This is a genomic window from Brevibacterium sp. CS2, from assembly GCF_005280295.1.
Lineage (GTDB): Bacteria > Actinomycetota > Actinomycetes > Actinomycetales > Brevibacteriaceae > Brevibacterium > Brevibacterium pityocampae.
On sequence record NZ_CP040020.1, the window covers coordinates 1,945,607 to 1,957,912 of the forward strand.

The following is a 12,306-nucleotide window of genomic DNA, read 5'->3' on the forward strand; positions in this document are numbered from 1 at the left end:
GCGGCGGGGTTCACGGTGGGGGACGGAAAGCTCATGCGGCCTGCTCCAGGGTCAGCAGGGTCGTCTTCGCCTCCAGCCCGCCCAGGTAGCCTCCCAGGCCGCGGTCGGTGCGCAGCACCCGGTGGCAGGGGACGACGACGGGCAAGGGGTTGGTCGCGCAGGCGGTGCCCACGGCGCGGACGGCGGCGGGGTTGCCCACGTGAGCGGCCACCTCCTTGTACGTCTGGGTGTGACCGTAGGCGATGTGCGGCAGGTAGTGCTGCACGGTCTGCCGGAAGCCGGTGGACAGGGCGTAGTCCAGGGGTACGTCGAAGGCGCGGCGGGTGCCGGCGAAGTACTCGGCCAGCTGGGCGGCGACGGTGTCCAGGCGGTCCGGGGCCTCGAGGATGCGGGGGCTGATCTTCTTCGCGAGCGTCTGCAGGACGGTGTCGAAGTCCTCGCGGGCGAAGGCGACGCGGACCAGGCCCAAGGGGGTGGCCGCCAGCAGCAGGGGGCCCACGGGCGAATCGAGGGTGCGGTAGGCGACGTCGGCCAGGTCGCGAGCCTCCGCAGTCTGGGCCAGGCGGGTGCGCAGGTCGTCGACTGCGCCGGGTTCCAGGGAGAAGACCTGCTGGATCTCGGCCCCTGTCCTGTCGAAGCGGTCAGCCGCATCGTGAGGGTCCGTGGCCTCCGTGCGGGTGTCGGTGGGTGTCTCGGTGCTGTCGCCGAGTGCGGTGGACTCACGCATCGGGGTGCTCCTTCCGGGTGTGTGCGGTCCGGGCGCTCTGCGCGGCCTCGTCCGCGTGGTGGGTGCGGCGGAGCGCGCGGATGCCGTCCGCGGCTGCGCGGCGCACCGACTCCGGCGTGCCGCCGATGATCCGGGCGGCCTCCGTGTGGGGCAGTCCACCCAGGTAGTGGTGGGCGATCGCCAGGCGCTGGCGCTCCGGCAGTCGGGCGACCTGCGCCCAGACATGGACTTCGTCGTCGCGGGCCACTCCCAGCGCGGTGGGTCGTTCGGGGAGCGCGTCCGTGGGGATCGCGTGCCGGGCACGAGCGCGGGTGATGTCGATCGCCTTGCGGCCGGCGACGCGGACCAGCCAGGCTTCGACGTTCGTGTCCGCCGGCAGGTCCGGCCACGCCTGGAGCGCGGCGAGGAAGGTCTCCGACCACGCGTCGTCCGCATCGGGGCCCGCGCCCAGCACAGCGCGGCACACCCGCAGCACGGTGCCCCCGTGGCGGGTGACGGCCTCGTCGAACGGGGTCCTCATCTAGAAGAGCCTGCTCTCCGCGGTGGTCGGATCCTCGAGCTCCAGCAGGTGCCGTTTGCGCTCCAGCCCGCCGGCGTACCCGGTGAGGGACCCGTCCGATCCCACGACACGATGGCACGGGATGACGATGCTGACCGGGTTGCGGCCCACGACCTGTCCCACGCGCTGGGCCAGGTGCCGGTTGCCCAGATGCTCCGCCAGCGCACCGTACGTCGTCGTCTCGCCGTAGGGGATCTCCCGCAGCAGCGCCCACACCCGCTGGGAGAAGTCGTCGCCGTCCGTGCGCACCGGGACCTCGAACTCCCGGCGCTCGCCCGCGAGGTAGTCGTCCAGCTGTTCCGCGACGACGGAGATCACCGGGTCCGCCGAGGCCTGGGCCGGCTCCCCGAACGCGTCCGGTTCCGGCAGGGTCCAGTGGCCGGGGAAGTAGACGCCGGTCAGCGCCTCGTCGCGGGCGACCACGACCAGTTCACCCAGCTCCGTGTCGATCCGTCCGTGCCGCAGTCCGTCCATCGTCCTCACCTCTTCCAGGGGGTCACGTTCATCCTCTCGCACGGAAGACGCGTGAGCGCATCGATTCGTGAGGTGGTCCTTCAGATCGCTGGATGCAGCGCGCAGGAGGGAGGCGGCGGGGTCCGCGGTCCAGCACGGTCACCTGCGACCCGTACTGGGCGGACAACGAGGCGAACTCGATGCCGATGCAGCCGCCGCCCACGACGGCGAGCTCGCGGGGCAGCGGCGAGTGCTGGAGGGTGATCGAGTCGTGGATGCGGCCGCCCACCCGTGCCGGGGGACGGGTCAGGCCCCTGCAGCCGCGGAGCCCTCGAGAGCGCGCAGGACCTCCGGCAGCTGGGTCACCCCGTGGCGCTCCAGGAAGTGGCGAGCGCCCGGGATCACCTGGACACGCGCGCCGAGGTCGCGGGCGAACGCGTCGGAGAGTGCCGGGACGACGAGCGGATCGTCGTTTGACCGGATGACCGTCACGCGGCCCAGGCGCGGGCGTGTGCCCGGCAGATCGGCCCCGTCCAGGAAGGGAGCAAGACCGTGGGCCGCGAACGTATCGAGCCCCTCGTCACCGGTGGTCGGCAGCGTCTGCGCGAACGGGGAGACGGCGACGAACGCGCCCAGTGAGGCGGGTCCGGTCGCGTGCTGCCGCGGCAGCGTCTGCGACTCCGCCGCCCCCGACTCAGTCCCCGGCTCCGCCTCTCCCTGCTCTGCCGCCAGTCGCTGCACGGCGCGCACCGTCGTGATGCAGCCCAGGCTGTGCGCGATGACAGCGGTGCGGGCATCGAGGGTGCCGATCGTCCGGGCGACCGTCGTGATCCAGGCGTCCGCGTCCGGTGTCGCCGAGTCCGGCAGGGCCAGCACCCGAGCGGCTGGTTCCGTCCGGGCCAGCCACGGGAACCAGTGCTTCTGCGGGGAGGCGCGGAAGCCGTGGACGACGACGATGCGGTCGAAGGGCGCCGATGCGGGATCCATGCAACGCACGATACGCGGGTGCGGGGTCTCGCGGGGGATCCCGCGCAGGGTAGCCGGACGGGCGTGCGCTGAGCATCGTCGCGGAGTGCCAGCGAGCCGCCTGCCTCAGGCGCGGTACGTGCCGCCCAGTGCCCGCTCCAGCGGAATCGAGCCGTCCTGCCAGGGGGTCAGCACCCACACCAGCGCGTAGAGGCCCAGGCCCACGACGGGCAGGAGGAAGGACAGGAGCACGAGGACGCGCACCAGCCACACGTTCATGCCCAGGGAGACGGCCAGCCCGCCGCTGATGCCGGTGAGGAGTCGCTGGGGACCGCGGCGGAAGCCCATGTTCCTGATGGTGTCGAAGAAGGAGTTCATGCCCACCACGGTACGGACCGGCGGACGCGAGCACAGGGTGGTCAGCCGGATTCCGGGCGGGGGAGAACCCCACTCAGCCCGAGGCCGCGGCCGGGTCCGCTGACCGGTTCGGTCCCGTGCCCGGCGGGTCCGCCGCGTCGCCCGTCGGGTTCGCCGCATCGCCCGTCGGGTTCGCCGCATCGCCCGTCTGGTTCGCAGTCTCCCGGTCTGCGTCCGGATGCCACGTGCTGGACTCCCGCTCGCGCAGGACCGGACGGACGATCAGCTCTGCGTCGGAAGCGCGCCCGGCCAGCCTCTCGAGGACCATCCCCGCCGCCAACCGCCCCATCTCCTCACGCGGCTGGTTCACGCTGGTGAGATGGGGCCGGATCATGAGCGCCGCCGCCGAGGAGTCGTACCCCACCACGCTCAGCTGCTGCGGCACCCGCACGCCCAGCGCGGCCGCCCGGTGCATGACGCGCACCGCCGCGATGTCGTTCGCGGCGAACACCGCGGTGGGCGCGGTCGACCGTCCCGCGCGGATCCGCTCGAGGAATGCATCGATCTGCTCCTCCATCGCCGCCCAGTCCGCCGCCGGCCCGATGACGCGGGCCTGTCCCTCGAGTCCCAGCCGAGCGGCCTCCGCGAGGAACCCCGCCCGGCGCGCCGCCGGCCCGGGCCGCGTCGACATCGTCACGTGGACGAGCCGCGTGTGCCCCAGCCGGACGAGGTGGCGGACGGCCTGCGCGGCGCCGGCCGCGTCGTCGCCGCGGACCATGTCGACCCCGGTCGCCGGGTCCTGCATCCGCCCGATCACCGCGACCGGCAGGACGGTCGCCGCGTCCTCGAGGGCGGCCGGCCGCAACCACGTCGTCACCGCGACGATGCCGTCGACGCCGAACCCCAGCATCCGGTCCAGCTGCCGCTCCAGGTGCGCGCTGTCGCGGCGGCCGTGCCCGATCACGACCGCCGCCCCCACGGATTCCGCGTGCTTCTCGATCCCCGTGATGACGTCCGTGTGGTACGGGTTGCCCAGGTCCGTGGGCAGGACGCCCAGGACCCGGCCCTCGCGTCCGGCCCGTCCCCGCACCGGGTACCCCACCGCCCGCGCGGCCGCGAGGATCCTGAGCCGGGTCGCCTGCGTGAGGCCCGTCCTGTCGTTCATGACCATCGACACCGCCGAGGCCGACACCCCCGCCGCCTGCGCCACATCCGCCAGCGTGGCCCGCCCCGATCGTGCTCCCATGCCCCCTGCTTAGCACCGCCGGCATCGGTGACGGGACATGTACTGCAGATCTGCAGAAGATGTGGCTGTGCGGTGGCCGCCGGTTCACCGCCGGTTCATCCGGGGACCGGACCGGCTCCGTAGCGTGACCGCCATGAACTCCGTCCACACCGTTCCCGCGCCTGCTCCCGGCCCCGCGCTCACCGCGCAGGACACCGCGACCGCCGGCACCGCGCCGGCCGCCCAGGCCGTCGTCGCCCCCTCCGCTCCCGCCGCGCTCGTCCAGCCGCGCGCGCTGCTGCTGGACTTCGGCGGTGTGGTCGTCTCGACGACCGCACGCGAGGACTGGGCGCAGACACTGGCGGACACCGTGCTGCACCTGGCCGCAGGCGCCGGCTTCGACCTGGACCGCGACCTGGTCGAGCAGTCGCTGCGGACGGGACGTTCCGCCCTGTCCCTGTGGAAGAACGCCTCCTCCCGCCGCCAGGAGCCGCGCGAGCTGGCACCCGGTGAGATCGTCGAGGACTTCCTCCTGTCCGATCTGCCCGGTCCGGCCCGCCGCGCGCTCGCCCTGGACGCCGCCCGCATCCTCGCGGCGAAGAGCCGGGCGGTCTCCGATCACCACGTGCGCCCCGGCATCCCGGAGCTGCTGTCACTGGCACGCGAGCGCGGGATCGGGCTGGGCATCGTCTCGAACGCCCACGCCGGCGGCGCGCACCGGGAGATCCTCCGGGAGAAGGGTCTCGACGGGTGCTTCGGCGTCCAGGTCTACTCCGACGAGGTGGGCATCCGGAAGCCGCACCCCGGCATGATCCGCCTGGCCGCTGAAGCGCTGGGGGCCGCTCCGCACGAGACCTGGTACGTGGGCGACACCGTCGACCGCGACGTGGTCGCCGGCCGCCGCGCCGGTGCCGGCCGCGTCATCATCACCCGTGACCGTCGCACCGACCACCCGCCGTTCTCGGTCGCGGACACCCCCGACCTCGTCCTCGACACCCCCGCGGGCCTGCTGGACGAACTGCGCCGGTCCGTCCCCGCGGGGACGTGGGAGAACTCCACCGCCGAGGCCGCTCGATCCGACGCCGCCGAGGCCGCTCGATCCGACGCCGCCGGGCCCGTGTCCGCCGTGGTCGGGTCCGCGGACCCGACGTCGACGGGGAGCCGGCCGGGGCCTCGGCGGGTCGCCCTGCTGCTGGACCACGGAGGCGTGCTCACGACCTCGGTCGCCAATCCGGACCGGGACGCGGTCATGGGGCAGGCCCTCGTGGAGCTGTCGCAGCGGTGCGGGCATCCGATCACGCTGGAGGCCGCGTCCGCGGCGATGCGGGACGGCTGGGAGCGGCACCGGGCGCGGAAGCGATCCCGCGACGTCCTCACCGACCCCGCCCACCGCTTCGACGAGGTCGACCCGGCCGTGCTGTGGGGCGACCTGGTGGGCGCGGACCTGCCGGAGCCGGTGCGCGCGGCGATGCGGCTCGAGGCCGCGGAGCTGTCCTACCTGCTGCACCGGACGAAGGGCACGCCCAGCCCGCGCGAGGGTGCGCTCGAGCTGGTCCGGTGGGCGCACGCGCAGGGGATCGTCGTGGGGATCGTGTCGAACACGATCTCCGGCCGCGGTGTGCGCGCCACGCTGGCCGACTACGGGATCCTCGACCTGCTGGGCCCCGGTGCGTACTCGGACGAGGTGGGTGTGCGGAAGCCCGGGACCGCCGTGTTCGCGGCGGCCCTGTCCGGCCTGCAGGTGGAGCCGGCGGACGTCGTCTACGTGGGCGACAAGGCGCTCAACGACGGCCGCGGCGGGCGCGACGCCGGGATCGGCACCGTCTGCCTGCTGCGTGGCGGCAAGGACGCGGACGCCGCCCTCGACGAAGCGCTGGCCCAGGGCTGGGCCGACCACGTCCTGGACGGCCCCGCGGATGTCATCGACGTCCTCGGCGCGCGCCTGGCACCTGATTCCGAGCCCTTACCGGCCTGACCCCAGCCTTCGCGCCCTCACCCGCCTGACGTCCGCCACCGGACCAGCACCGGACTGACCGACCCTCCCGTCCTCCGTTCCGAACCGACCTTCCCTCCTGACCTCGCCGACGTCACCGCCCTGCCTCACTGAAGGAGACCCCATGTCCACCCAGACCCCCGCCCCCGCCGACGAGCGTCGCGGCACTCTGCGCGGTGCCGTCGACGGCATCCGCAGCGTCGAGCTCACTACGTCCCAGAAGCTCATGGTGTTCGTGCTGTCGATGTCCCTCTTCGGACTGTCGAACATCATCCTCGAGATCATCCCGGACCCCTCGATCGGCCCCGTCGACATCTCCGTGTCCTACATGGTGTTCGTGCCGCTCACGATCGCCGCACTCTTCTCCCCGTTCTGGGCCGCCCTGGGCGCGCCGCTGGGCGAGATCGTCTTCACCGACCTCCTCATGGGCGACTTCTCCGGCCTCGCGGAGATCGAGGGCTACCTCCAGATGTTCCTCGCCGTCTTCATCGCAGGCTCCCTGATCCGCAACCCCCGCTCGAAGGGGCAGATCGCGGTGGGCTCGATCGTCCTGGTCCTGGTCGACAAGATCCTCTCCGCCATCGTCGACCTGTCGAAGGTGTGGATCGGCGTCGAGGACGCCGAGTTCGTCGAGGGCCTGCCCCAGTCCATGCTGGCGCTGGAGACCCTGGGTCTGGGCGTCGACGTCGTCATGTCCGGCGTCCTCCTGGGCGCGATCCCCGCGGTCTGGCTCATCCCCGCCCTGCACGGGAAGATCGAGCCGCTCATGGGCATGCGGCCCCGTGTCGCGGGTGAGCCGATCCCGGGACAGGCGCAGGCCTCGGGCGTCTTCGTGGGCTTCGCCGTGCTCCTGTCGATCGTGAGCTTCGGCTTCGCGTTCCTCGAGGCGTTCGACATCTCCGCGGGCGCGTTCGAGCCGGACTTCCTCGACATGTTCGGCGACTGGTTCATCCTCGTCTCCATCGTCGCGATCGTGGTGGTGCTGGGCCTGGCGATCCTGCTGTTCCGCCTGTCGCGGACCTCGAAGTCGACCGCGGACCGGTCCTGAACCGGATCGTCTGAGAAGGAGCCCCTCGTGCCGACCGTGCCCCCGACCACCCACCCCACCGCGCAGCAGGCAGCGCCGCAGCAGGCGACTGCGCAGCGGGCGACTCTGCGGGATACCGCGTCGCAGGATCCAGCGCCGCAGGAGGCCGCCGTGCAGGACACCCCCGCCGCGCAGGCCGCCGCGCCCGTCATCCGGGTGAAGGACCTGTCCTTCCGCTACCCGGGCACGGACCGCGACACGCTGCGCAACGTCGATCTCACGATCGAGCGCGGGGACTTCGTGGCGGTGGTCGGGGGCAACGGGTCGGCCAAGACGACGCTGTGCAAGACCTTCAACGGGCTGGTCCCGCACTACTGGAGCGGCGACTTCGCCGGCAGCGTCCACGTGGGCGGCATCGACACGTGGGAGTCGTCCGTCGCGGAGCTGTCCGCCCGCGTGGGCTACGTCTACCAGGACTTCCAGAACCAGTTGGTCCGTCCCACGGTGCGCGACGAGGTCGCCTTCGGACCCCTCAACTTCGGCCACGCCGACTACCGCGAGCGCACGGACGAGGCGCTCGCCCAGCTGGGCATCGAGCACCTGCGCGACCAGTTCGTGTGGCAGCTGTCCGGCGGGCAGGCGCATCTGGTGGCGCTCGCCGCCGTGCTGGCGCTGCGGCCGGAGGTCATCGTCGTCGACGAGCCCGTCGCCGAGCTGGACCCCGCCCGCGCCGGCGAGATCTACCGCCGTCTGCGCGACCTCAACGAGCGCGAAGGCCTCACCGTCATCACGATCGAGCACCACGCGGACTTCATCGCCCAGTTCGCGAAGTCCGTCGTCCTCATGGCCGACGGCGCGCCTGTCTGGCACCTGCCCATCCAGGAGGCGATGGACCGGCACGCGGACCTGTCCAGCCACGGCGTGCCCGCCCCGGACGCCGTCGCCCTCACCGCGGCCGTGGGCGCACCCCACGTCGCCCTCGACGTGGACTCCGCGGTCCGGATCCTGCGCCCGGCCCTGCGCGAGCAGCAGGTGCCCGGTTCGGAACCGGTGCCTGCGGCAGCGGGAGCAGGCAACGACGGGCAGGTGCCCGGTCCCGATCCGGCGACGCCGGCCTCGGGCATGGTCGACACCGGTCCCGAGGCCGGGGAGACGGTCGCTGACACGGCACCTCCCGCGGTCGTCGCGTCGCTGCGCGGGGTGCACCACGGCTACCGGACGGTCGCCGGCGGTCTCTCGACCGTCCTGGACGGGCTGGACCTGGACCTGCACGCGGGGGAGAAGGTCGCGCTCGTGGGCACGAACGGCGCCGGCAAGACGACCCTCATGAAGCTGCTGACCGGACTCATCGTGCCGCGCGCCGGGACCGTGACCGTCGACGGGATCGATACGCGCAGCCGGTCAGCCGCGCGGTTGGCGGATCACGTGTCGTACATCTACCAGCATCCGCAGCAGATGTTCCTCAAGGACTCCGTGCGCGAGGACATCGCCCTCTTCCCGCGCGGGCGCAGGGTCGAGGACGCGGAGGCGATCGTCGACCGGGTGGTCGCGGAGGCGGGACTGTCCGCGCTGGCCGAGCGCGACGGGCGCAGCCTGTCCGGCGGCCAGCAGCGGCGGGCGACCCTGGGGATCGGACTGGCGATGCGGCCGCGGCTGCTCCTGCTGGACGAGCCGACGTCCAGCCTGGACATCCGGTCCCGCGACGACGTGACGACGATGCTCGAGTCCCTGTCCGGGACCGTGCAGTGCGCGGTCGTCGCGACGCACGACATGGAGCTCGTGGCGACGTGGGCGACCCGCGTCCTCGTCCTGGACCGGGGGCGGGTGCTGGCGGATGTCACCCCGCAGGAGCTGTTCTCCCGGCCGGAGCTCACGACGCAGACGCGGTTGGTGCCGCCGCAGGCAGCCCGCATCGGCCTGGAGCTGGGACTCGACCCGCTGCCGCTGACGGCTGAGGACCTGCGGGCTCGGCTGCGGACGATCGACGGGACCGTCGAGTCCGCCCGGGCTGATCATCTGAGTCGAACCGACGGCCTCGGCGCGACTGGGTTCGACACGACCGGGACGGGGGAGCGCTGATGGCGCGGAAGACACACGACGTGCTGAGCGTCGACTGGGTCCGGCTGGAACTGCTGCGGACCGCGTACTCGACGCGCGGCGGTCTGTTCAGCCGCATGGATCCGCGGATGGTGCTGGCCTGGTACCTCGTCATGGCGATCGCCCCGTGGTTCACCCACAGCACGGGCGTCCTCCTGGTGCTGTTCGTGCTGGGAGCGGCCTCCGTCGTGCTGGCGCGGGTGGGACCGCTGGTGCTGGGCCTGTTCCTCATCGGGCTGCTGGGCAACGTCGTGGGGCTGTTCGCCGCGTCGTTCCTGTTCGGCGGCGACCTGGGCACGCTCGTGGCGCTGGGCGAGCTCAACCTCAAGCTGGGTGCGGTGTCGATGGCGTCGATGGCGGCGTTCGTGTCGCTGGATCCGGAGAAGCTCTCCGATGCACTCCTGTGGTTCCGGGCGCCGGAGCTGCTGGCGTTCGGCGTGAGCTACGGGTACCGCATGCTGCCGATCCTGGTCGACGAGTACGTGACGGTCTTCGAGGGACAGCGGCTGCGGCACGCGCCGGTGGAGAAGCCCGGCTTCCTGGGTCTGCGGGTCGTGTGGCAGTGGTGCGTCCTGGCGGTGACCGCGTTCTACCCGATCATGCTCAACACCGCGAAGAACGTCCGCACGACCGTCGAAGCGCTGGAGACCCGCGGGTTCACCTACGGTGCGAAGAACGAGGCGGGGCGGACGCTGCGACTGGCGTACCTGCGGGTGTCCGCACTGGACGTGACGGTGGTCGTCGTGACGGTCCTGCTGGTGGCGGCCGCGTTCCTCGTGGGTCCCGGCGTCCCCGTCATCGGGTGATCTGACCGGGCCATGCAACGGTCATGCAACTCTTTCGCCCCGGTGACCGCCCTCCTAGTGTGAAGTCACACGTCTCAAGGAGGAGGAGTGCTATGACGACAATGGTCGACGAGACCCAGCGGACCGCGGACGACATCGCGACAGGGTGGCTGGAGGACTTCGAAGCGGCGCTGCGGGCGCAGGACATCGACGCGGCGGTGGACCTGTTCGCCACCACCAGCTACTGGCGGGACCTCGTGTCCTTCACGTGGAACCTCAGGACCGTCGAGGACCGCGACGGGGTCCGCGACCTGCTCACCCACACCCTCGAACGGGTCGCGCCCACCGACTTCGAGCTGAGCGAACCGGCCGCGACCGCGGACGGGGTGACCGAGGCCTGGTTCACCTTCGCGACCTCGGTGGGCCGGGGCACCGGCCTGGTCCGGCTCGTCGACGAGGACGGCACGAAGGCGTGGACTCTGCTGACGGCCCTGCAGGAACTGGACGGGCACGAGGAGCCCCGGGGGCCCAGGCGGATCAGCGGTGCGAAGCACGGCGTCGACCCCCAGCGGAAGAGCTGGTCGGAGAAGCGGGCGGAGGAGGACGCGGCCTGGGGCGACACGGCCCACCCGTACACCCTGGTGGTGGGCGGCGGGCAGGGCGGCATCGCACTGGGTGCGCGACTGCGGCAGCTGGGCGTGCCCGCTCTGGTCGTCGACCGGTGGGAGCGGCCCGGCGACCAGTGGCGGTCCCGGTACAAGTCGCTGTGCCTGCACGATCCCGTCTGGTACGACCACCTGCCCTACCTCAAGTTCCCGGACAACTGGCCGGTCTTCGCGCCCAATGAATCGTCCTTGGTTTGATTGAGGGTAAGCCAAACATCCTGAAAGGACATCGATTCTCTGATGGCCCCGTCGAAATACCCCCAAGAACTCCGTGACCGGGCGACCCGGTTGGCCGTAGAGGCCCGTCATGATCCGGCGACCCGCTCTGGTGCGATCGCGCGGGTCGCCGAGCAGACCGGCATCGGCAAGGAGACCCTGCGCAACTGGGTCCGCAAGGCCGAGGACGCCGACCTGCCCGTGGAGCCGGTCGACACCGAAGCCCGAATCCGACAGCTCGAGGCTGAGAACCGCGAGCTGCGGCGTTCGAACGAGATCCTGCGCTCAGCGACAGCGTTTTTCGCCAAGGCGGAGTTCGACCGCCCACAGAGGTGATCGTCGCCTTCGTCGACGAGAACAAGCACCGCTGGGGGATCGAACCGATCTGCCGTGTCCTGACCCAGGACCACGGGATGAAGATCGCCCCGGGAACCTACTACGCCTTCAAGAACCGACCGCCCAGCGCCCGGTCCGTCCGGGACGCCGAGCTCAAGGAGCACATCATGGCCATCCACGCCCACCGGCGTATGCGGGTCTACGGGATCCGGAAAATCCACGCCGAGCTCAACCGCAACGGGGTCCCTGTGGCCCGCTGCACCGTCGAGCGGCTCTGCCGTGAACTCGGGGTCCGCGGCACCGTCAGGGGCCGCTATCCGCGCACCACGAAGCCGTCGCCGGAGACGAATCGACCCGGTGACCTGGTCAGACGCGACTTCACCGCCACCGCTCCGAACAGGCTCTGGGTGGCCGATCTGACCTACGTCCGGACCGAGTCCGGGTGGGTCTACGTCGCTTTCATCCTGGACGTGTTCGCCAGGATGATCGTGGGCTGGCAGACCTCGACCCGGATGTACACCGATCTGGCCCTGGACGCACTGAACATGGGCCTCTGGACCCGTAAACGTGCAGGTCAGAACGTCTCCGGACTCAAGCACCACAGTGATCGAGGAGTGCAGTACAGGGCCCTGCGGTACACCCAGGCCCTGGAGGAGGTCGATGCCGTGGCCTCCGTGGGGTCCAAGGGCGACTCGTTCGACTGTCAGTCTGTTTCTGCCGCGTCCCGCAAGGATGAGGTAGTCCTGGCCGGAGTGTTCTGACCCTTGCTTACGATTGGCCCGCAGGGTGCCTTGGCGTTGATCTGTCGAACCTCCGGCCGGGCGCAGTACCGCTGCCGCCGGATCGGGCGTGACCTGATAGGAGCCTGGAGTGAATCGCCCCGGGGATAATGGAGGCAGG

General features: G+C 71.6%; 14 protein-coding genes and 1 other annotated feature. Of the genes, 7 read left to right on the forward strand and 7 right to left on the reverse strand.

Annotated elements, in window-relative coordinates:
• Positions 1-31 precede the first annotated feature (31 nt).
• The 7 genes from FDF13_RS08645 to FDF13_RS08675 all read right to left on the reverse strand — a co-directional run bounded on the left by FDF13_RS08645 (position 32) and on the right by FDF13_RS08675 (position 4,308).
• Positions 32-727, reverse strand: a complete 696-nt coding sequence (locus FDF13_RS08645) for a methylated-DNA--[protein]-cysteine S-methyltransferase (protein ID WP_137319285.1) — start codon at positions 725-727, stop codon at positions 32-34.
• A complete protein-coding gene (locus FDF13_RS08650) occupies positions 720-1,247 on the reverse strand; it encodes an RNA polymerase sigma factor (RefSeq protein WP_137319286.1) in 528 nt (175 codons plus the stop codon). Before FDF13_RS08650 ends, FDF13_RS08645 begins: the two co-directional genes overlap by 8 nt.
• Entirely contained in the window at positions 1,248-1,760 is a 513-nt protein-coding gene (locus tag FDF13_RS08655; protein WP_137319287.1) for a methylated-DNA--[protein]-cysteine S-methyltransferase, read from the reverse strand.
• A gap of 28 nt (positions 1,761-1,788) precedes the next feature.
• Complete coding sequence (locus FDF13_RS08660) at positions 1,789-2,028, reverse strand: FAD-dependent oxidoreductase (RefSeq protein WP_265808502.1); 240 nt, start codon at positions 2,026-2,028, stop codon at positions 1,789-1,791.
• Between the two features lie 17 nt (positions 2,029-2,045).
• A complete protein-coding gene (locus FDF13_RS08665; RefSeq protein ID WP_137319288.1) occupies positions 2,046-2,726 on the reverse strand; it encodes an alpha/beta hydrolase in 681 nt (226 codons plus the stop codon).
• 105 nt (positions 2,727-2,831) lie between these two features.
• Positions 2,832-3,083, reverse strand: coding sequence for a PspC domain-containing protein (locus tag FDF13_RS08670; protein WP_137319289.1), 252 nt, complete (start codon positions 3,081-3,083; stop codon positions 2,832-2,834).
• A gap of 73 nt (positions 3,084-3,156) precedes the next feature.
• Positions 3,157-4,308 carry a LacI family DNA-binding transcriptional regulator gene (locus tag FDF13_RS08675; protein ID WP_175406924.1) on the reverse strand — a complete coding sequence of 384 codons (1,152 nt, stop codon included), beginning with the start codon at positions 4,306-4,308 and terminating at the stop codon, positions 3,157-3,159.
• A gap of 133 nt (positions 4,309-4,441) precedes the next feature.
• On the opposite strand from FDF13_RS08675, the gene FDF13_RS08680 reads away from it, so the two are divergent.
• The 7 genes from FDF13_RS08680 to FDF13_RS08710 all read left to right on the forward strand — a co-directional run bounded on the left by FDF13_RS08680 (position 4,442) and on the right by FDF13_RS08710 (position 12,167).
• Entirely contained in the window at positions 4,442-6,262 is a 1,821-nt protein-coding gene (locus tag FDF13_RS08680) for an HAD family hydrolase (protein WP_137319290.1), read from the forward strand.
• A 142-nt stretch (positions 6,263-6,404) separates the two neighbouring features.
• Entirely contained in the window at positions 6,405-7,328 is a 924-nt protein-coding gene (locus tag FDF13_RS08685) for a cell division protein FtsQ (RefSeq protein WP_137319291.1), read from the forward strand.
• 27 nt (positions 7,329-7,355) lie between these two features.
• On the forward strand, positions 7,356-9,386 hold the full coding sequence (locus FDF13_RS08690; protein ID WP_137319292.1) for an ABC transporter ATP-binding protein: 2,031 nt from the start codon (positions 7,356-7,358) through the stop codon (positions 9,384-9,386).
• A complete protein-coding gene (locus tag FDF13_RS08695; protein ID WP_137319293.1) occupies positions 9,386-10,210 on the forward strand; it encodes an energy-coupling factor transporter transmembrane protein EcfT in 825 nt (274 codons plus the stop codon). Before FDF13_RS08690 ends, FDF13_RS08695 begins: the two co-directional genes overlap by 1 nt.
• 92 nt (positions 10,211-10,302) lie before the next feature.
• Positions 10,303-11,052, forward strand: coding sequence for a nuclear transport factor 2 family protein (locus FDF13_RS08700; protein WP_254668751.1), 750 nt, complete (start codon positions 10,303-10,305; stop codon positions 11,050-11,052).
• Between the two features lie 42 nt (positions 11,053-11,094).
• Positions 11,095-11,406 (forward strand): transposase, encoded by a 312-nt coding sequence (locus FDF13_RS08705; RefSeq protein WP_137319294.1) that lies wholly within the window; start codon positions 11,095-11,097, stop codon positions 11,404-11,406.
• Positions 11,364-11,498 (forward strand) — a sequence feature (AL1L pseudoknot). Its footprint overlaps the gene before it by 43 nt.
• Positions 11,403-12,167, forward strand: coding sequence for an IS3 family transposase (locus FDF13_RS08710; RefSeq protein ID WP_137319295.1), 765 nt, complete (start codon positions 11,403-11,405; stop codon positions 12,165-12,167). (Overlaps the previous feature by 96 nt.) The genes FDF13_RS08705 and FDF13_RS08710 overlap by 4 nt, the downstream gene beginning before the upstream one ends.
• Positions 12,168-12,306: the final 139 nt, after the last annotated feature.